Source organism: Streptomyces sp. NBC_00236, from assembly GCF_036195045.1.
In the GTDB taxonomy this organism is placed as follows: Bacteria; Actinomycetota; Actinomycetes; order Streptomycetales; family Streptomycetaceae; genus Streptomyces.
Map to the genome: position 1 here is coordinate 6746063 of NZ_CP108100.1, position 18507 is coordinate 6764569.

Sequence of the window (18507 nt, forward strand, 5' to 3'; positions counted from 1 at the left end):
CCGGCCGGAAGGCGGGCGCCGTTCAGAGGCTGTCAGGTCACCCGACAGCCTCTCAGGCGGTGCCCGCCTTCCGCAGCACCGTGACGGTCTTGCGGGCGGCCACCAGGACCGGGTCCCAGACCGGGGAGAACGGCGGCGCGTAGCCCAGGTCGAGCGCCGTCATCTGCTCGACCGTCATTCCGGCGGTGAGCGCCACGGCCGCCACGTCGACCCGCTTCGCCGCCCCGTCCCGGCCGACGATCTGCACGCCCAGCAGCCGCCCCGTGCGGTACTCCGCCAGCATCTTCACCGTCATCGGCCGCGCCCCCGGGTAGTAGCCCGCCCGGCCCGTCGACTCGATCGTCGCCGTGACGAAGCGCAGGCCCACCGCACGGGCGTCCTTCTCGCGCAGACCCGTGCGGGCGATCTCCAGATCGCAGACCTTGCTCACCGCCGTGCCGACCACGCCCGGGAACGTCCCGTAGCCGCCGCCGACGTTGGACCCGATGATCTGGCCGTGCTTGTTGGCATGGGTGCCCAGTGCGATGTGGCGGGTGCGGCCCGCCACCAGGTCGAGGACCTCGACGCAGTCGCCGCCCGCCCAGATGTTGTCGTGGCCCACGACCCGCATCGACAGATCGGTGAGCAGCCCGCCGTGCGGGCCGACCGGCAGCCCGACCGCCCGGGCCAGTGTCGTCTCCGGCTCGACACCGATGCCGAGCACCACCACGTCCGCCGGGTAGGACGCGCCGGCCGTCTCGACGGCGGCGACCCGGCCGTCCGCCCCGGTACGGATCGCGGTGACCGCGGCCCCGTTCACCGTCGTGATCCCGAGCCCGTCCATCGCGTCGTGGACGAGACGCCCCATGTCCGGGTCGAGCGTCGCCATCGGCTGCTCGCCGCGGTTGAGCACCGTCACCTCGAAGCCGCGCTTCAGCATCGCCTCGGCCATCTCGACGCCGATGTAGCCGGCGCCGACGACGACCGCACGCCGCCCGGTCGCCCGGTCCAGGGTGTCCAGCAGTGCCTGCCCGTCGTCCAGGGTCTGCACACCGTGCACCCCGGCCGCGTCCATCCCGGGCAGCGCGGGCCGCACCGGGCGGGCTCCCGTCGCGATCACCAGCTTGTCGAAGCCGGTCCAGGAGGTCTCGCCCGAGTCCCGGTCCAGGGTGCGTACCCGCTGCCCCGCGACATCGATCTCCGTCACCTCGGTGCGCATCCGCAGGTCGATGGCGCGGGCCCGGTGCTCCTCGGGGGTGCGGGCGACCAGGTCGTCCCGCTGCTCGACGTCGCCGCCGACCCAGTACGGGATGCCGCAGGCGGAGTACGACGCGAAGTGGCCCCGCTCGAAGGCGGTGATGCTCAGTTCGTCGGGGGCCTTGAGCCGCCGTGCCTGGGACGCGGCGGACATGCCCGCCGCGTCACCGCCGATGACCACCAGTCGTTCCGCCGCCATGCCAGGTCCCTTCGACGTCCCTGCGAAAGGCCCACGCTACGGCGCCGTGAACCCCGGGGGCGCGGCGGCGCCCCCGGGGGTCTGCTATTCGCCGGCCGGTGTCTTCCCGCCTCTGCGCCGCAGCACCCGCCACACGACCAGCAGGACGGCCGCCGCGGCCAGGAACGGGGCCGCCGCGCCCACGGCCATGGCCAGCCACCGCAGCATCGTCACGAAGGCGTGCCAGCCGCCGCTGAGCGCGTCCACGAACCCCGGATCCTCATCGGCCTCGGGCGCGGTCTCCGGTTCCATCAGGTCGAGCGTGATCGTGGCCAGCGTCGTACGGTCCTTGAGCGAGGCCTGCTGGGCGAGCAGGGACTCCAGTGAGGCCTGACGGCTGCTCAGTTCGCCTTCCAGGGTCACCACATCGGCCAGCTTCTCGGCCTGGTCCATCAGCTTGCGCACCCGCGTCACACTCGCCCGCTGCGTGGCGATCCTGCTCTCCACGTCGACGACCTGGTCGGTGACGTCCTTCGCGGTCGACGAGCGGGAGACGAGCTTCCCCGCCCCGGAGAGCTCCCGCAGCACACCGTCGTACTCGGCCTGGGGCACGCGCAGGACGAGATGCGAGGAGTCGTGGGTGTCGTCCACCTGCTCGGTCGACTCGTTGGCGACCAGACCGCCCGCGTTCTGCACGACCGTACGCGCGGCTGCCGCCGCCCGGGACGCGCTCCTCACCTCCACGGACAGGGAGGCGGTACGGATGACGTGCGTGGCGGTCACCGGATTCGGCTTCTTCCGCGTGCCCGAATCGGCCGCGCCTTCCTTGCTGTCCGCGGCCGCCTCCCCGGCGGCGGCGTCCGACTTGTTCCGGCCGGCGGACAGGGCGTGTTCGTCGGCGGCCGTGCCGGAGTCGCCGCTGTCACTGGCCGCGCCGCAGCCGCTCAGTGCCAGGACTGCGGTGAGCAGCCCGGCGGCGAGCGCGATGCGAGTGCGGCGGGCTGTGCGTCTGTGGTGTCGGGTGATGGGTGCTGCCTGCATAACTGTCCCCCCAGGACGGGTGATCGATGGCTCCGGTTCGACGTACGGGGTGGTGGAACGGGTTGCTGAATCCCGGTTTCGAAGCGGTCACGGTCAGGACTCGGACGAGGTTTGAGAGAGTGGGGGCATGCAGCGTTCAACACACCGTGCGGACAGGGCCCCCGGCCACGTCGTCGTCATCGGCGGCGGCATCGCCGGACTCGCGGCCGCCCACCGGCTCCTCGGCGCCGGTCTGAGGGTCACCCTCCTGGAGGCCACCGACCGGCTCGGCGGCAAGCTCATGACCGGTGAGGTCGCGGGCGTGCAGGTCGACCTCGGCGCCGAGTCGATGCTCGCCCGCCGGCCCGAGGCGGTCGCCCTGGCCCGCGCCGTCGGCCTCGGTGACCGGCTCCAGCCGCCCGCCACCGCTGCCGCCTCGCTGTGGACGCGCGACGTGCTGCGCCCCATGCCCAAGGGCCATGTGATGGGCGTACCGGGCGACCCGTCGGTCCTCGGAGAGGTGCTGTCGCCCGAAGGCCTCGCACGTATCGCCCAGGAACGCGATCTGACCCCGACCGCCGTGGGTGACGACGTGGCCGTCGGCGCGTACGTGGCGGACCGGCTCGGCCGCGAGGTCGTGGACCGGCTGGTCGAGCCGCTCCTGGGCGGGGTGTACGCGGGTGACGCCTACCGGATCTCGATGCGCGCCGCCGTACCGCAGCTCTTCGAGGTCGCCCGGCAGGCGGGCTCCCTGCTCGACGGCGTCACCCGGATCCAGGAGCAGGCCGCCGCCCGGCAGCAGACCGGACCGGTCTTCCAGGGGATCGCCGGCGGCCTGGGCACCCTGCCGGGCGCGGTGGCCGACGCCGTACGCGCCGGGGGCGGCGAGATCCTCACCGAGACCCCCGTGCTGGGCCTGACCCGCAGCGCCGAAGGCTGGGACGTGCGCACGGACGCCCGGGTGATCACCGCCGACGGCATCGTCCTCGCCACCCCCGCCTGGTCCGCCTCCACCCTGCTCGCCGCCGAGTCCCCGGCCGCCTCCGCCGAGCTCGCCGGGGTCGAGTACGCGTCGATGGCCCTGGTCACCATGGCCTTCCGGCGCTCCGACATGACGGGCTCCCGGGCCTTCGACGGCCGCTCCGGCTTTCTCGTGCCCCCGGTCGACGGCCGCACCATCAAGGCCGCCACCTTCTCCACCCACAAGTGGCAGTGGGTCGCCGACGCGGCACCGGACCTGTTCGTCCTGCGGACCTCGGTGGGCCGCTACGGCGAGGAGGACCATCTGCACCGCGAGGACGCCGAACTCGTCGACGTGTCGCTGAGCGACCTCGCCGCGGCGACCGGACTGGCCGCGAAGCCCGTCGCCACCGAGGTCACCCGGTGGATCGGCGGACTGCCCCAGTACCCCGTGGGCCATCTCGGCCGCGTTGCCCGGATCCGCGAGGAGGTCGCGAAGATGCCCGCGCTGCGCGTCTGCGGCGCGGTCTACGACGGGGTTGGCATCCCCGCCTGCATCGCGAGCGCGCACCGGGCCGCGGACGAGATCGTCGGGGACGTCGCGGGAGGGAGCGGCGGGGAGAACGACGGAGAGATCATCGCCACTGGGACCCTGGTTCAGGGCACACGGAGCGAGGCGGGACAATAGCCGTATGAGTGCTCCTGAGACTGTGACATCAAGCAAGGCCCCCAACGCCGGCAAGAAGGCGAAGGACCTCAACGACGTTGTCCGCTACACGCTGTGGTCCGTCTTCAAGCTGCGCGACGTGCTGCCCGCGGACACGGACCGTGCGGCGTACTCCGGTGAGGTCCAGGAGCTGTTCGACCAGCTCGCGGCCAAGGACACCACCGTGCGCGGCACCTATGACGTCTCCGGCCTGCGCGCCGACGCCGACGTCATGATCTGGTGGCACGCGGAGACGTCGGACGCGCTGCAGGAGGCGTACAACCTCTTCCGCCGCACCCGCCTCGGCAAGAGCCTCGACCCGGTCTGGTCGAACATGGCGCTGCACCGCCCCGCCGAGTTCAACAAGTCGCACGTCCCGGCGTTCCTCGCCGACGAGACGCCGCGCGACTACATCAGCGTGTACCCCTTCGTGCGCTCCTACGACTGGTACCTGCTGCCGGACGAGGACCGCCGCCGCATGCTCGCCGACCACGGCAAGATGGCCCGCGGCTTCCCCGACGTGCGCGCCAACACCGTGGCCTCCTTCTCGCTCGGCGACTACGAGTGGGTGCTGGCCTTCGAGGCCGACGAGCTGCACCGCATCGTCGACCTCATGCGTCACCTGCGGGCCTCCGAGGCGCGGATGCACGTCCGCGAAGAGGTCCCCTTCTACACCGGCCGGCGCAAGTCGGTCGCAGACCTGGTGGCCGGGCTCGCGTAGCGAGCGGGTTCCGACCACCCCAACCCGGAAGATCAGACGGCGGAACCCCCGGCACCCTGTGCCGGCCGCCGTTCCAGCGACACCGGGTTCGGCTCCCGGTGCGGCGCGCTTCCAAGCGCGCCGCACCGGTGTTTTTCCACCGGACGTTCCGTGCGCCGCCGAGGTGTTCTTCTACCGGACGTTCCGTGCGCCGCCGAGCGCGGCCCGCAGCGCCGGGTCGGCCACCGCGCGCACACCCCGCACGGCGACCGCCACCAGCACATCGCCCTCCGGGCCGTCCGCGGCGGCCGTGCGCACATCCAGCAGCCGCTGTCCGGCGGGGGAGGCCCAGGAGCTGTACGGGTGCACCTCCATCCGGGCGATGGCCAGACAGCCCAGGGTCAGCACGAGCGGCAGCCCGAACCAGACGAGAACGGGTACCCCCGAGCCGCCCGGTCCCTGCTCCCGGCCTGGTGTGAGCAGGGCCGCGGCGCCCGTCGCGGCCACCAGCAACGTGGCCCCGCGCACCGCCCGCACCGCCGACACGAGGTCCGTCCCCGCCCCGCCCGGCAGCGCCAGTCCAGCGGCGACCAGCCGGTCGGCGAGGGCGCGCACGGCGTCGGCGGCGGCCGCGGCAGCGCGGACCGGCGGGATGGGGGACTGGCCCTGCGGGCCGATGGCACGGATCACCGTGCGCTCCACGTCGTCGCGGCCGTCCGGGTCGACGACCGTCGCCCAGCCGGTGTGCGCGAGCAGCAGCCGGCGGCGCAGGTGCATGGTGACGAGTGCGAGATCGGCGACCCGGTGCGGGCCGCCGGCCAGGAACGCGGTCTCGTACAGCGTGAGTTCAGGACCGTCCGCCGCGCGCCGGGTCTCCTGCGACAGCCCGCTTCGCGGCGGAGCCAGGCGGGCGGCGGCGAGGCAGAGCCTGACACAGGAGACGGCCGCCGCACCCCATGCGACCAGCAGGAACAGAACCCAGAGCATGCCGGATTTCTATGCTGCCCGGGCCGGGAGCGCCAGGGGATTTCACGATGCGGACAGCGACTGCTCAGGAACTGCTGCCGCAGCTGGAGCCGCAGCTGGAGCCCGAACTGCTCCCGCAGCTCGATCCGGAACCGCAACTGGACCCCGAACCGCAACTGGACCCGGACCCGCACCCGGAGCCGCCCCCGCCTCCGCCGCTGTTCCCGGCCGAGCTGCCGCAGCCACCGTCGCCAGGGCTCGACCCGGCGCACCACACCGTCGGCACGAGCAGCAGCCCCGAGGAGTCGGACGAGTGGTGCGAGGGCATCGGTCCCACCGGCCGCATCCGGGCCGCCGTGACGAGATGCGTCCGCAGCTCCGGGTCACGGAGCGCCCGCGGCCCCGCCGTGGCCACCAGATGAGCCGCGCCCGTGCCGTGCCCGCAGGCGATCCGGAACGCCGCCGCTGCTCTGCGGCCCGCCTTGGTGATCCGGGCGCGGGCGGCGCCCGCGACGACCAGCCCGACGACGGCTCCGCCGAGCAGCGCCGGGAGCACCTTGACGATGAACGGCGCCGGCGTCTGTCCGAGGCTGTCGGACGAGGTGAACTCGGCGATGGTCAGCGCGAAGGAGAGCGGCAGGCCGAGCAGGCAGGTCACTGCCTGCGTCGTGCCCCAGCGACGCCACGTCCGGTTCGCCCCGGGCACGTTCAGCAGACCGCGCGCGGCCAGGCCGTCCCCGACCTCCTGCACGGCGGGATGGCGCATCACCGCGTTCCGCAGGGTGTGCAGGGCGCCGCTCGGAGCGGCGGCCTGCTCATGGAGCACGGCCCGCTCCACCGGGTCGTGGGCGACCGGCCGCTGGACCACGACGATCCCCGGACCGCCGAGGAGCAGCCGGCCGTCCTCCAGCATCGCGGCGAGTGCGGTGTCCACCACGCGGCCGGGCCCGCCGTTCAGGAACGCGACCTCGGACAGGTCGTGGACGGCGCCGTCCGTACGGGGACGGGCGCGGCCCGCCCCCACGATCAGCAACGTCGAGGACACCACCACGGCCAGTGTCAGGACCAGGGCGAAGATGTTCATGCCCCGTCACCTCCCCGCGAGTACGGAACGGGCCGCCCGCCCCAGCCGGGTGATGCGGCGGGGTGGCCGGGGAGCCGTCCGGTCCTGCCACCAATGGGTCAGACGGCGGCGGGCCGCCTCGTCCGAGGGGCGGCCGGCGATGAGCAGCTGCTCGGCGAAGTCCAGGGCGTCGCGCCGGTATCCGGCGGACATCGGGCGGCTCCTGGCGTACGCGAGGAACGCGTCCCGGTAGCCATGGCCCAGGATCTGCGGGAGCTCGGGGGCCACCTTGGCGACGACGTCGGCGCGCTTGGCGGCCAGGGCCCGGCTCTGTACGCCGAGCCTGCGGTGGTCGAACCCCTCGGGGGCGGGGGTGCCCGCGACGAGGGCGGACAGCAGGGAGGTCTGCGCGACCGCGAGCCCGTCACGCAGCGCCTCCGGGTCCCCGGGGCCGGGCGCCGGGGACGCGGTCCTCGGCGTGCGGCGGACGGGCTTGCGCACGCCGTCCCGGTCCGCGTCCGTTTCGAGCGTGGCGCGGATCGTGTCCAGTTCGCCCGCCAGCTCGGCAGCCGGCGGGAAGTCGTCGTCGCGCTCCAGCAGGACGCCGGGCGGCGCGATACGGGAGCGGAGCTCGGCGAGGACGCCCAGCACCGGAGCGGTGACCGGATGGGCGTGTGTGTCGTGCCAGACGCCGTCCTTCTCCACGCCGCCCGCCACGTGGACGTACGCGATGGCCTCCACGGGCAGTTCGTCGAGGGCCGCGGCCGGGTCCTCGCCCCGGTTCACGTGGTTCGTGTGCAGATTGGCCACGTCGATGAGCAGCCGCACCCCCGTGCGCTCGACCAGCTCCGCCAGGAACTGCCCCTCGGTCAGCTCCTCGTCGGGCCAGGAGATCAGCGCCGCGATGTTCTCCAGCGCCAGGGGCACCGGCAGCGAGTCCTGCGCCACGCGCACGTTCTCGCACAGCACGTCCAGCGCCGCCCAGGTACGCGGCACGGGCAGCAGGTGTCCGGCCTCCAGCACGGGCGAGGCGGTGCGCGCCCCGCCCGCCCGGACGAACGCGATGTGCTCGGTCACCAGGGGCGTGCCCAGCAGGGTGGCCCGCGCCGCGAGGCCGGCGAGCCGGCCGACGTCGGGGCGGTCGGCCCCGCCGAGGCCCAGCGAGACGCCGTGCGGCACCACGGTGACACCGCGCTCCCTCAGGCGTACCAGGGAGGCGGGCAGATGATCGGCGCAGAGGTTCTCCGCGACCGCTTCCACCCAGTCGATCCCCGGCAGCGCCTCCACCGCGTCGGCGATCTCCGGCCGCCAGCCGATCCCGATTCCCAGCTCCATGGTGTCCCCCTTCGCCGCTCCGTGCAGGGGTCATGACCCCGCCGCACAGCGGTGAACCCGAAGTGGGGGACGTTCAGAGCTCGATTTGAGGTTCCCGCCGCTCCGCCGGGCGGGAGCCGTCTTTCAGGGCATCGGCGCCGTGGAGGGCCGTGAGGTGAACGACTGGTCCCCGGTCGGTTCCGCCGGAACCGGCTGCGGCAGCACGGAGTCACGGGGCGCCACCGGAGGGCCGGTCGGGCTGGCCGTCGCGGCTCCCGCGGCCTCACGGGCCAAGGCGTCGAAGTCCACCAACCCGGTGCCCTCCAGCATGGTGATGTGGTCGAGCACGGTCACGTTGGCGTCGGTCGCCAGTTGCCGGATCAGCGAGTTCCGGGTGGTGTGCCGAACCTGGGCGATCAACGCGAAGACCTTGCCGTGCGCGGCCCGCAGCAGATTGGCGAACTTCCGCTCGTACTCCTGGCCGCTCGCCGCCGTCATCTCCCGCAGCCAGCCCTGCTGCTGCTCGGTCGGCTGGTTGGGCAGCTCCACACCCAGCTTGGCGGCGACATCACGCGACCTGCGGTCCAGATCGGTGTGCCCGACGACCAGATGGTCCCCGGCCGCCTTGATCGCCTCGGTCGGCGCCCGCTCGATCGCCTGTTGCCCGGCCGGCAGTTCCCAGAGCCCGGCCAGGCGGACCTTCACCAGGAAGTCGCGGTCGGTCGCGGAGAGCGGACCCCACTGGGTCGAGGTGGACGATGCGTCGAGGTTGGCCTCCCCGGTGCCGGAGCGGTCGGCGTACGACCAGACCGGGTAGGCGAGGGCGCCGAGCGTGGCGACGAGCGCCGCGATGATGAGGGCCGTTCCGTTGATGCGTCGCACAGAGGATTCTCCCGGGCCGAGGCGTGACGGCGTCCAATCAACCGCCGGTCGCAACGGCCGCGGACTGAACGGCCGTTGCGAGCTACCGGGCAGTATTGCCAGAGCGGCGGCGTCAGGAGGTACGTATCGGCGGACCGGGTTGTTCAGGGCGCCGGGAGGAATCCGCGGGCGAACCTGGCTGCCGCAGCACTGGCGCGACGCGGCGCCCCGCCGCCAGCGGCGCAGGGCCGCCAGTGGCGCCCGGCCGTCAGCGGCGCAGGGCCGCCAGTGGCGCCCGGCCGTCAGCGGCGCAGGGCCGCCAGTGGCGCCCGGCCGTCAGCGGCGCAGGGCCGCCAGTGGCGCCCGGCCGTCAGCGGCGCAGGGCCGCCAGTGGCGCCCGGCCGTCAGCGGCGCAGGGCCGTCAGCGGCGCAGGGCCGGATGGTCGGCGACCACCGTGCACGAGCCCGGGGCGATCTCGGTGAACCCCGCGTCCCGCACCACCGGCAGCCCGCTCACCGTGAGGTCCCGCCAGCGGTCCGCGTCAGGGGTGGCGACCGAGAGCGGGAAGCCTGCCTCGCGCCATGCCTTGCGCTCCGTCTCCGACAGTTCCCACCAGGCGAGCTGGGCCCCGTGCCCCGCCTGCGCCATCTCCTTGCCCGCCGACATGCCGAGGTCCGGGTTCAGCCAGAGGACCGGGCCGGTGAGGTCGGGGGCGGCGGGGGGCTCGGGGTCGTCCAGATCCGTCCCCGAGACCTGGAGCTTGGCGAGCTCCTTCGGCCAGCCGTCGAGCGGCACCGGCGGATAGGCCCGCACCTCGGCGCTCTCTCCCGTGACCGTGATCCCGGGCAGCGCGGAGGCCTTCCGCCACTCCGCGCCGCGCGCCCGGCGCACCACCTTCCGGATCCGGGCGTCCTGCCAGTCGCGCATCACCTGCGCCCACTCGCCCTCGCCCGTCGACCGCTCGTCGGAGAGCATCACCAGTACCGCCCGGGCGGCCGTGCGCAGGGCGTCCGTACGGGCCGGGGGCGCCGTCTTCTCGATGTGCACCACCAACGGCAGTACGTACTGAGGTGCTTCGTCCCGGCTTGTCCGCTCGGAACGGAACGGGCTGTCCGAGGGCATGCCTACGGGAACGGACGGGGATGCGGGGGTGTCGTTGCTGCTCACCCGTCCAGTCTGCCAGCCGCCCCGAGTCCACTCCTTGGCGGAACGTGACCCTCCGGGTGAGGATGCGGTGCATGAAGAGCGATCTCTTTTCCAGCGAGCACATGGCACAGCAGGCCACCGCCCCCGGAATGACCCTGCAGAACGCCAAATCCATCAAGTACGCGGTCAACGGCGAGATGCACGCGCGCCAGGGATCGATGATCGCCTTCCGCGGTGATCTCCAGTTCGAGCGCAAGGGCCAAGGGCTCGGCGGCATGCTCAAGCGTGCCGTCACCGGTGAGGGCCTGCCCTTGATGGCGGTGCGCGGCCAGGGTGAGGCGTGGTTCGCGCACGAGGCGGCCAACTGCTTCATCGTGGAGATGGAACAGGGCGACGTCCTCACCATCAACGGCCGCAACGTCCTGTGCTTCGACGCCACGCTCGCGTACGAGATCAAGACCGTGAAGGGCGCCGGGATGACCGGCGGCGGACTCTTCAACAGCGTCTTCACCGGCTACGGGAAGCTCGGCCTGATGTGCGAGGGGCACCCCATCGTGATCCCCGTCACGTCCCAGCAGCCGGTGTGCGTCGACACGGACGCGGTCGTCGGCTGGAGCGCCCATCTGAACACGTCACTGCACCGCTCGCAGAGCGTCGGCTCGATGCTGCGCGGCGGTTCGGGAGAGGCCGTCCAACTGCGCCTGGAAGGCGAAGGGTTCGTGATCGTACGTCCCAGCGAGCTCAAGACCGAGAAGGCGTCGTCCAACTGAGCACCGAGGTCCTGCGGTTGCGGGGGGGTGGGCCGGCGGTACGGCCTCACCGGCCCCTGGGTGCTGCGCGGAGTCGACCTCGCGCTGCCCGCGCGCGCCCTCGTCCGCGTCGAAGGGGCCAACGGCACCGGCAAGTCCACCCTGTTGCGGCTCCTCGCCGGGATCGACGCCCCCACCGAGGGCCGGATCACCGGCCGCCGGCCGCGTACGGCGTACGTCCCCGAGCGGTTCCCGGCGGCGCTGCCCTTCACCGCAGTCGGGTACCTCGTTCACCTCGGCCGGATCCAGGGACTGCGCCGGACCGAGGCGGCCGGCCGGGCGGGGGAGTGGCTGACCCGCTTCGGTGCCGCGGAACACGCCCGCACTCCGCTCGCGGAGCTCTCCAAGGGCACCAGCCAGAAGGTCGCCGTCGCCCAGGCACTCCTGGCCGAGCCGGAGTTGCTGGTCCTGGACGAGGCATGGACCGGCCTGGACACCTCGGCCCGGGACGAACTGGACCGGGCCGTGGCCGAGCGCGTTGCCGCCGGCTCCGCTGTCGTCTTCGTCGACCACGACCCGCGTCGGCTGGCGGGCGCGGTCGACACGGCTCTGCGCGTCGAGGGGACCGGACTCGTCGTGGCGCCCCCGGCCCCCGTCGGGGCGACGGACGGCCCCCGGGTACGGATCGAGGTCACGGGCCCGCCCGGCACCCCGCTCCCCGCCGGGCTGCCAGGCGCCCCCGTACCGACCGCGGCCGGGGACGGGGCGCTGCGGCTGACCGTCGCCGCCGCGCACTCGGACGCCCTGCTGGGCGCCCTGCTCGCGGCCCGCCCGCCGTGGCACATCAGACACCTCTCGGCCTCCGGCCCCCGCCCCGACGAGGTGGCATGACCGCACTGATCCGCTACCAGGCCGCCCTCCTGCTGCGCTCCCAGCGCTGGCTCGCCCCCGTCCTGCTGTACGTGGCGTTCCTCGGCGTCGGAGTCCGCTCCGGACAGCCGGTCCTGGACTCGCTCGGCTACACCGCGGCCGGCCTGCTCCCCGTCACCGCGTGGCTCGTGCAGGTCTGCGTCACGCAGGAACCGCCCGCTGCCCGGACGGTCGTCGCCGCAGCCGTGGGCGGACAGCCACGGGCCCATCTGGCGGCCCTGCTCGCCGCGCTGGGGTGCGCAGGGCTCCTGGGCGCGGCCGCCACCGCGGTCGTGCTGCTGATCAGCGAGCCGGCGAGCACGGACCACACGGTCGAGGTCCCGCTGCCGTCCGCCGGGCTCGCCGGGCTGCTCGCCGCGGTCTGCTGCGTCCTGCTGGGGGTGGCGGTCGGGGCGCTGTGCACCCGGCCGCTGCTGCACCGGCGCGGCTGGTCCATCGCCGCGACCGCGCTCGCGGCGCTGCTGGCCCTGGTGACCAGTGGGTCGCCCGCGAAGTACGCGGTGACGGGGCTGGTCACCGGCTCGCTCACCGGGGCGGTCCATGTGCCCGTCCTCCCGCTCCTCGGGGCGGGGGCCGTGGCAGCGGCGGCTGCCGCGGTCGCCTGCCGACTCACGTCCGTGCGGGGCTGAGTAGGCTCGTAGGCATGGACGAACCCGTGAGCGAGTCGTACTGCGAGACGCCGGACGTTCCGACGCCCGGTGCCGCCGCAGGGCAGCCGTACGCCGAGTGCGTGCTGTGCCGGAAGCCGACCGAGTACGCCGCTTCCGTCAAGGGCATCACGCTCTGTCCGGTCTGCGAATGGCAGGAGGCCCAGCGCACGGCCTGCTCCGGCTGACGCATGCCGTTCGGTGTCAGCCGGCCATCAGCTCCGACACCTTCACGAAGCGGTATCCACGCTTCCGCAGTTCCGGCACCACCCGGTCCACCGCCTCGTCCGTGACCGGTGCCGCGCTGCGGGTGCAGTGCATGACGACCAGCGAACCGGGTTTCACCCCGTCCAGCACCTGCTGCGCCACGGCGTCCGCATCCGTCGCGAAGGCGTCACCACTGACGACGTCCCACTGCACCGCGGTCACCTTCTCAGGCGCGAGCGCGCGCAGGGTGGCGTCGTCGTAACAGCCACCGGGGAAGCGGAAGTACGGCACCACATTGCGGGCACCGGTCCTGCGGATCGCGTCGAAGGCCCGCTTCACCTCGTGGTGCATCGCGTCCTTCTCCACGGCCGGCAGCCCGTAGCAGGGTGAGGTGAAGGCGTAGTGGCTGTACGAGTGGTTGGCGATCTCGAAGAGCGGGTCCGTGCCGATGGAGCGGGCCTGGGCGGGGTACTCCTCGGCCCACCGGCCGGTCATGAAGACGGTCGCCGGTACCTTCAGCCGACGCAGCAGCGCGATCAGTTCCGGATTGTCGAAGTGCTCGCCGGCGGCCGCGCGCGGCCCCTCGTCGGCGGTCATGTCGGCGTCGAAGGTGAGCGCCACGACCTTGTCCGAACGGTTCGGCCCGCGCTCGAGAACGGGGGTGAGGCCGGCGGGGCCGGGCGCCATCGTGGGCGGCTTCTCCGCGACCCCGGGCGTTGCCGCGGGCGCGTGGGCCGAGGCGCGTGCGGCGGCGGTCGTACGGTCCGCGCCCGGGTGCCGGTCGCCACGGGAGTCGCCGGAGGCCGAGCAGGCGACAAGCCCACCACCGAGGACCGCTCCCAGAACGGTCATAACCGTCATTTTCCGTGCAAAGTTTGTCACTCACGGAAAATAGCTGATCAACTGACCGGGAACGGCCTGCGCCGTGACGCGTTCGGCCGGGTGGGTGGCGCCGCGCGGCGGCACCGGCGCGCCCGCGTCCGTCGAACCCGGTCGAGTCCACGATGCCGTCCGCATCGGGAACGGGGCGCGCCGCCGCTGTGCTCAGCCGGCCGGTGCCGGTGTGTCAGTGCGTCAACGCCACGGGCCCGTCACCGCGAACGTCGTCCCCGGCGTGTAGCAGTTGACGAACATCGTCTCCCGGTCCGGCGCGAACGTGACCCCGGCGAACTCGCCCCACTCCGGCTCCTCGGCCGTCCCGATGTTCTGCCGGCCGCGTGCCATGGCGTACACCTCGCCGCCCCGCGTCAGACCGAACACGTGCTGCGCCCCGCCGCCGTCCTCGCAGACCATCAGTCCGCCGTCGGAGGCGAGGCAGATGTTGTCCGGGGACTCGCCCGGCAGCTGGATGTCCGTGTCCGGACCGAAGGCGATGACCAGCGTCAGCCGGCGCCGCTTCGGCTCGTAACGCCAGACCTGTCCGAAGTGATCGGCGGCCGAGCCCTCCGCGCTGTGCGCGAAGCTGGAGACGAAGTAGACCGAGGAGCCGCCCCAGTAACAGCCCTCCAGTTTCTGGCCGTGGGTGATGCCCTTCGGCCCGAAGTCCTGGAAGCGGATGGCCGTTTCGGCGGCCAGCGGATCCGGTACGGGAACCCACTCGATGCCCTCGAAGCTCGTCCCGGTCTCCTGGACCGCCGAGAGGTCGGGGACCCCCGGCACCCGCATGGCCTCCAGCCGGCCGCCGGCCCGCAGCGAGCCCGTGCCGCCGAGGGGCTTCTCCGGAAGGAAGCGGTAGAAGAGCCCGAACGGCTTCTCGAACGCGTCCTCGGTCTCGTACACGATCCCGTTCCGCGGATCGATCGCGATCGCCTCGTGCTGGAAGCGGCCCATCGCGGTCAGCGGTACGGCGCCGGTACGGTGCGGATTCGCGCCGTCCACCTCGAAGATGAAGCCGTGGTCCTTGGTGTAGCCGTTGGTGCCGGCCTTGTCCTCGGTCTCCTCGCAGGTGAGCCAGGTGTCCCACGGGGTGCGGCCACCGGCGCAGTTGACCGCGGTACCGGCGATCGCGACGTGTTCGCCGAGGACGTTGTTACGCCCGTCGAGCTCCAGGGCCGTACAGCCGCCCTTGCCCATCGGGTCGTACGTGAGCCCCTTGACGGTCGGCACGGCGATCTTCGCGGTGACCCGGTTCTCGTGGTTGCGCACGAGGGTCACGTGCCCGCGGCGGCCGGCGAACGCGGCCATGCCGTCGTGGTTGCTGGGCACCGGGCCCTCGCCGGAGCGCAGCGGGTCGCCCTCCCGGGAAAGCACCCGGTAGCGGAAGCCCCTCGGGAGGTCGAGGAGCCCGTCCGGGTCGGGCACCAGTGGGCCGTAGCCCGCGTGGCCGCGGGCGGCGGCCGTTCCCGCGAAGAGTTCACCGAAGGCCCCGGTGAAGGCGATTGCGGCGGCTGCGCCGCTGGTGGCCAGGACCTGACGGCGTGTCGCGAAAGGTCGGGATGCGGTTGACATGTGGCAACTCCCTGTTGGCGGACAGGTGACATGGCATTGTCAAAAGCAGGCCTGCCCGTTCGAGGCCCTCGGTGAACGTTGTCACGGCCGACCGGCCGGTCCGGTCCCGACGCTCCGGGGCAGAAGCAGACGGAAGGCCGATCCCGCGCCCGGCCGGGTGTGACCGGATGCGCCGGTCGAGGTCACGCGCAGAGCGGTGGCCGAGCCGCGCCCGACGAGCGCCTCGCGAAGCGATGAGAAACGCGGGTGTATTTCAGGAGGATTCAAGATGCCCGACAGGTGGACGCGGCGCCGCGCGGGAACGGCGATGCCCCCGGGGCCGGCCGCGGCCGGCCCCGGGGGCGTCGAGGAACTGCTCAGGCGAGCGAGGCGCTCAGGGTGATCGTCGTGCCCGTCAGCGCCTGGCTGACCGGGCAGTTCGCCTTCGCGTCCTCGGCGGCCTTGACGAAGCCCGCCTCGTCGAGACCCGGCACCTCGCCCTGGACGGTGAGGTGGATCCCGGTGATGCCGGTGCCCGGCTGGAAGGTGACCTCGGCCTGGGTGTTCAGCCGGGTCGGCGGGGTGCCGGCCGTGGCGAGACCGTTGGAGAGCGCCATCGAGAAGCAGCTGGAGTGCGCGGCCGCGATCAGCTCCTCCGGGCTGGTCTTGCCGTTCGCCTTCTCCGCGCGGGACGGCCAGGAGACCGGGTACTCCCCGATCCCGGAGGAGTCGAGGGTGACGACACCCTTGCCCTCGATCAGGTTGCCTTCCCAGACCGTGTGCGCCTGACGCGTGGTAGCCATGCTGGTTCCCTTCAAACGGAATGCGCGGTTGTACGGGGGTGGCGAGGCACTCCGTCGTGCCTCCCCGGTGTTACGCCCCCGAACCTACTGCGCCACCAGCCCCTTTGCGTCACGCGCCAGAGCCGTCAGCCGGGAGATTGCCCGGAAGTACTTCTTCCGGTACCCGCCGTTCAGCATCTCCTCGCTGAACAGGCGGTCGAAGGGCAGCCCCGAGGCGAGCACCGGAACCTCCCGGTCGTACAGCCGGTCCGCGAGCACCACGAGCCGCAGCGCGGTCGACTGGTCGGGCACCGGCTGCACCTCGGTGAGGCACACCGCCCGGACGCCGTCCGTCAGCGCGCCGTACCGGCTCGGATGGACGCGGGCCAGGTGGTCGAGCAGCGCGGGGAAGTCGTCCAGGCTGGCACCCTCGGTCGCGTACGCGGCCCTGGTGACCTGCTCCTCGGAGTAGGGCGGCGGGGCGTCGGGCAGGCCGCGGTGGCGGTAGTCCTCGCCGTCGATGCGCAGCGGGCGGAAGTGCGAGGACAGCCCCTGGATCTCCCGCAGGAAGTCGGCCGCGGCGAACCGGCCCTCGCCGAGCTTGCCCGGCAGCGTGTTGGAGGTCGCGGCGAGCGCCACCCCCGCCTCGACCAGCCGGCTCAGCAGCGAGGAGACCAGTACGGTGTCGCCCGGGTCGTCGAGCTCGAACTCGTCGATGCACAGCAGCCGGTGCCCGCTCAGCGTCCGCACGGTCTGCTGGAAGCCCAGCGCGCCCACGAGGTTGGTCAGCTCCACGAAGGTGCCGAACGCCTTCAGGGAGGGCGCGGCGGGCGTGGCGTGCCAGAGCGAGGCGAGCAGATGGGTCTTGCCGACGCCGTAGCCGCCGTCGAGATAGACCCCGCGCGGGCCACTGGGCGCCACGGTCTTCTTACCGCCGAACCACTTGCGCTTGCCGGCGCCCGTCGCGTGCGCTCCGCCGAGCCCGGCCGCGAAGTCGGAGAGGACCTTGACGGCCTCGATCTGGCTCGGCTGGTTCGGGTCGGGGACGTAGGTGTCGAAGCGCACCGAGTCGAAGCGCGGCGGCGGCACCATCTCGGCGACCAGACGGTCGGCGGGGACGTGCGGCTCAAGGGCGCACAGGGACAGCGGGGCCGTTTCGGCTATGGGGCTGGACCCCGGCACGGCAGTGGAGGAGGACACAACCACCCAGCTTAGGCCGTGCCAGACTGCGGACCATGCGACGCCTGTTCCCTGTGACCGACCTGACAGCGGCCGACGACCGAGGCGAGTGGAGCCTGGACGCCCTCGCCGACGCCTACGCCTACCCCGAGACGGACGGCTCCTGGCTGCGCGCCAACATGGTGTCGACCCTCGACGGCGCCGCTCAGCACGACGGCCGTTCGCGGCCGATCTCCTGCGACGGCGACATGCGGATCTTCGGCACCCTGAGGGGCCTGGCCGACGTGGTGATCGCTGGTGCGGAGACGGTGAGGCTGGAGGGCTACCGCCCTGCCCGGGCCCGGGAGGCCTTCGCGGCGCGCCGGGAGGCCGCCGGGCAGGGGCCCGCGCCCGCGGTCGCCGTGGTGAGCGGCAGCCTGGACCTGGACTTCTCGCTGCCGCTCTTCGTCTCGCCGCTGGTCCCGACGCTCGTGCTCACCGGTGCGGGGGCGCCGCCCGACCGGATCGAGACGGCCCGGAAGGCAGGCGCCGAGGTGGTGATCGCGGGGGAGGGCTCCCGGGTGGATCCCGCCCGTGCCGTGCGGGAGCTGGCCGACCGCGGGCACCGTCGGCTGCTGACGGAGGGCGGGCCCCGGCTGCTCGGTCAGTTCGTGGCGGCGGACGTGCTGGACGAGATGTGCCTGACCCTGGCACCCATGCTCACGGCCGGTGACGCGCAGCGGATCGCGGGCGGTCCGTCGGTGGCCGTGCCGGAACGATTCTCCCTGGCATCACTGCTGGAAGAGGCCGGTTTCCTGTTCGCTCGGTACCGTCGGATCCGACAATGAGCGGAATTTACCGTTCCGCTTAGCGTTCGGTGGGCAGAATGGATCTCGCAGACCCCGTGCGAGCACGGGGAAGGATGGTTTCCGCAGTGATCGGCGACGGTCACTGAAGCAGAAGGGCCCTGTGGTGTTCACCAGCGTTTTGATGATCGAGAAGCCCCTCACTTCCGAGGACGTCGAGTTCGTCACCACCCTGCACGGGGAGGAGCAGATCTCCTTCGTCGTGCTCATGCAGCCGCGTGGTGACCAGGCGGATGTGCTGTTGCGGGCCATCGACGACCTGGCGATGGGCGAACTGAAGGAAGCGGCCAGGGAGAGCGAGGAGCCGGAGGGCAAGAACGCCAGACAGTCCGCCGAACTCGCGCTCGAAGTGTCCCTGGAGGCCCTGCGCCAGGCCGGCTCGGAAGCCGTCGGACAGGTGATCGAGGACCACCCCCTGGACAAGCTCAAGTCCGTCGTCGACGAGGCGGAGGCCGACGAGGTCATCGTCCTGACCGCGCCGCACTACGTGGAGGAGTTCTTCCACCGCGACTGGGCGTCCCGCGCCCGGCACAAGGTCGGCGTACCGGTGCTCAAGCTCTTCGCGCACAGCGAATAGGCTGGGAGCCCCT

At 72.7% G+C, this 18507-nt stretch carries 19 protein-coding genes; 8 read left to right on the forward strand and 11 right to left on the reverse strand.

Annotated features, from left to right (window positions below; genetic code table 11):
• Positions 1-52: 52 nt before the first annotated feature.
• Positions 53-1435, reverse strand: coding sequence for an FAD-dependent oxidoreductase (locus tag OG446_RS30080; RefSeq protein ID WP_328896945.1), 1383 nt, complete (start codon positions 1433-1435; stop codon positions 53-55).
• Between the two features lie 84 nt (positions 1436-1519).
• The gene (locus OG446_RS30085; protein ID WP_328896946.1) at positions 1520-2455 is read right to left on the reverse strand and encodes a DUF4349 domain-containing protein; all 936 of its coding nucleotides are present in this window, start codon (positions 2453-2455) and stop codon (positions 1520-1522) included.
• Positions 2456-2582: 127 nt separating this feature from the next.
• On the opposite strand from OG446_RS30085, the gene hemG reads away from it, so the two are divergent.
• Positions 2583-4082: a protoporphyrinogen oxidase gene (gene hemG / locus OG446_RS30090; protein ID WP_328896947.1), complete on the forward strand. Its 1500-nt coding sequence runs from the start codon at positions 2583-2585 to the stop codon at positions 4080-4082.
• A gap of 4 nt (positions 4083-4086) precedes the next feature.
• On the forward strand, positions 4087-4821 hold the full coding sequence (hemQ, locus tag OG446_RS30095; protein ID WP_328896948.1) for a hydrogen peroxide-dependent heme synthase: 735 nt from the start codon (positions 4087-4089) through the stop codon (positions 4819-4821).
• A 171-nt stretch (positions 4822-4992) separates the two neighbouring features.
• Here hemQ and OG446_RS30100 read toward each other — a convergent pair whose 3' ends face one another.
• The 5 genes from OG446_RS30100 to OG446_RS30120 form a co-directional block, all read right to left on the reverse strand.
• Positions 4993-5787: a TIGR04222 domain-containing membrane protein gene (locus OG446_RS30100; protein WP_328896949.1), complete on the reverse strand. Its 795-nt coding sequence runs from the start codon at positions 5785-5787 to the stop codon at positions 4993-4995.
• A 64-nt stretch (positions 5788-5851) separates the two neighbouring features.
• Positions 5852-6850 carry a TIGR04222 domain-containing membrane protein gene (locus OG446_RS30105; protein WP_328896950.1) on the reverse strand — a complete coding sequence of 333 codons (999 nt, stop codon included), beginning with the start codon at positions 6848-6850 and terminating at the stop codon, positions 5852-5854.
• 6 nt (positions 6851-6856) lie between these two features.
• Positions 6857-8164, reverse strand: a complete 1308-nt coding sequence (locus OG446_RS30110) for a DUF692 domain-containing protein (RefSeq protein ID WP_328896951.1) — start codon at positions 8162-8164, stop codon at positions 6857-6859.
• 123 nt (positions 8165-8287) lie between these two features.
• The gene (locus OG446_RS30115) at positions 8288-9025 is read right to left on the reverse strand and encodes a DUF4142 domain-containing protein (RefSeq protein ID WP_328896952.1); all 738 of its coding nucleotides are present in this window, start codon (positions 9023-9025) and stop codon (positions 8288-8290) included.
• Between the two features lie 400 nt (positions 9026-9425).
• Positions 9426-10172 carry a peptidyl-tRNA hydrolase gene (locus OG446_RS30120; RefSeq protein ID WP_328896953.1) on the reverse strand — a complete coding sequence of 249 codons (747 nt, stop codon included), beginning with the start codon at positions 10170-10172 and terminating at the stop codon, positions 9426-9428.
• Between the two features lie 71 nt (positions 10173-10243).
• Here OG446_RS30120 and OG446_RS30125 point away from each other — a divergent pair, with 71 nt between their 5' ends.
• Genes OG446_RS30125 through OG446_RS30140 form a run of 4 tightly spaced genes read left to right on the forward strand, consistent with a single transcriptional unit; the run spans position 10244 to position 12665 of the window.
• Entirely contained in the window at positions 10244-10921 is a 678-nt protein-coding gene (locus tag OG446_RS30125) for an AIM24 family protein (protein WP_328896954.1), read from the forward strand.
• 60 nt (positions 10922-10981) lie between these two features.
• Positions 10982-11791 carry an ATP-binding cassette domain-containing protein gene (locus tag OG446_RS30130; RefSeq protein ID WP_328898458.1) on the forward strand — a complete coding sequence of 270 codons (810 nt, stop codon included), beginning with the start codon at positions 10982-10984 and terminating at the stop codon, positions 11789-11791.
• Positions 11788-12459 (forward strand): ABC transporter, encoded by a 672-nt coding sequence (locus OG446_RS30135; RefSeq protein ID WP_328896955.1) that lies wholly within the window; start codon positions 11788-11790, stop codon positions 12457-12459. Before OG446_RS30130 ends, OG446_RS30135 begins: the two co-directional genes overlap by 4 nt.
• A 14-nt stretch (positions 12460-12473) precedes the next feature.
• Positions 12474-12665: a hypothetical protein gene (locus OG446_RS30140; RefSeq protein ID WP_328896956.1), complete on the forward strand. Its 192-nt coding sequence runs from the start codon at positions 12474-12476 to the stop codon at positions 12663-12665.
• 16 nt (positions 12666-12681) lie between these two features.
• On the opposite strand, the gene OG446_RS30145 is transcribed toward OG446_RS30140, so the two are convergent.
• From OG446_RS30145 to zapE, 4 genes are all read right to left on the reverse strand, one after another.
• The gene (locus OG446_RS30145; RefSeq protein WP_328896957.1) at positions 12682-13545 is read right to left on the reverse strand and encodes a polysaccharide deacetylase family protein; all 864 of its coding nucleotides are present in this window, start codon (positions 13543-13545) and stop codon (positions 12682-12684) included.
• Positions 13546-13758: 213 nt separating this feature from the next.
• Positions 13759-15132: an alkaline phosphatase PhoX gene (locus OG446_RS30150; protein ID WP_328896958.1), complete on the reverse strand. Its 1374-nt coding sequence runs from the start codon at positions 15130-15132 to the stop codon at positions 13759-13761.
• Positions 15133-15488: 356 nt separating this feature from the next.
• Positions 15489-15914, reverse strand: coding sequence for an OsmC family protein (locus OG446_RS30155; RefSeq protein ID WP_148021515.1), 426 nt, complete (start codon positions 15912-15914; stop codon positions 15489-15491).
• Between the two features lie 84 nt (positions 15915-15998).
• Complete coding sequence (zapE, locus tag OG446_RS30160; RefSeq protein ID WP_328896959.1) at positions 15999-17093, reverse strand: cell division protein ZapE; 1095 nt, start codon at positions 17091-17093, stop codon at positions 15999-16001.
• Positions 17094-17128: 35 nt separating this feature from the next.
• On the opposite strand from zapE, the gene OG446_RS30165 reads away from it, so the two are divergent.
• A complete protein-coding gene (locus OG446_RS30165; protein ID WP_328896960.1) occupies positions 17129-17899 on the forward strand; it encodes a pyrimidine reductase family protein in 771 nt (256 codons plus the stop codon).
• A 142-nt stretch (positions 17900-18041) separates the two neighbouring features.
• A complete protein-coding gene (locus tag OG446_RS30170; RefSeq protein WP_328896961.1) occupies positions 18042-18494 on the forward strand; it encodes an indole-3-glycerol phosphate synthase in 453 nt (150 codons plus the stop codon).
• The last annotated feature ends 13 nt before the right edge of the window (positions 18495-18507 follow it).

Coding starts and splice junctions, on each gene's coding strand:
- OG446_RS30170 (WP_328896961.1), top strand. CDS start 18,042: ATGATCGAGAAGCCCCTCACTTCCGAGGACGTCGAGTTCGTCACCACC.
- hemQ (WP_328896948.1), top strand. CDS start 4,087: ATGAGTGCTCCTGAGACTGTGACATCAAGCAAGGCCCCCAACGCCGGC.
- OG446_RS30085 (WP_328896946.1), bottom strand. CDS start 2,455: ATGCAGGCAGCACCCATCACCCGACACCACAGACGCACAGCCCGCCGC.
- OG446_RS30150 (WP_328896958.1), bottom strand. CDS start 15,132: ATGTCAACCGCATCCCGACCTTTCGCGACACGCCGTCAGGTCCTGGCC.
- OG446_RS30135 (WP_328896955.1), top strand. CDS start 11,788: ATGACCGCACTGATCCGCTACCAGGCCGCCCTCCTGCTGCGCTCCCAG.
- OG446_RS30165 (WP_328896960.1), top strand. CDS start 17,129: ATGCGACGCCTGTTCCCTGTGACCGACCTGACAGCGGCCGACGACCGA.
- hemG (WP_328896947.1), top strand. CDS start 2,583: ATGCAGCGTTCAACACACCGTGCGGACAGGGCCCCCGGCCACGTCGTC.
- OG446_RS30110 (WP_328896951.1), bottom strand. CDS start 8,164: ATGGAGCTGGGAATCGGGATCGGCTGGCGGCCGGAGATCGCCGACGCG.
- OG446_RS30155 (WP_148021515.1), bottom strand. CDS start 15,914: ATGGCTACCACGCGTCAGGCGCACACGGTCTGGGAAGGCAACCTGATC.
- OG446_RS30125 (WP_328896954.1), top strand. CDS start 10,244: ATGAAGAGCGATCTCTTTTCCAGCGAGCACATGGCACAGCAGGCCACC.
- OG446_RS30105 (WP_328896950.1), bottom strand. CDS start 6,850: ATGAACATCTTCGCCCTGGTCCTGACACTGGCCGTGGTGGTGTCCTCG.
- OG446_RS30140 (WP_328896956.1), top strand. CDS start 12,474: ATGGACGAACCCGTGAGCGAGTCGTACTGCGAGACGCCGGACGTTCCG.
- OG446_RS30080 (WP_328896945.1), bottom strand. CDS start 1,435: ATGGCGGCGGAACGACTGGTGGTCATCGGCGGTGACGCGGCGGGCATG.
- OG446_RS30100 (WP_328896949.1), bottom strand. CDS start 5,787: ATGCTCTGGGTTCTGTTCCTGCTGGTCGCATGGGGTGCGGCGGCCGTC.
- OG446_RS30145 (WP_328896957.1), bottom strand. CDS start 13,545: ATGACGGTTATGACCGTTCTGGGAGCGGTCCTCGGTGGTGGGCTTGTC.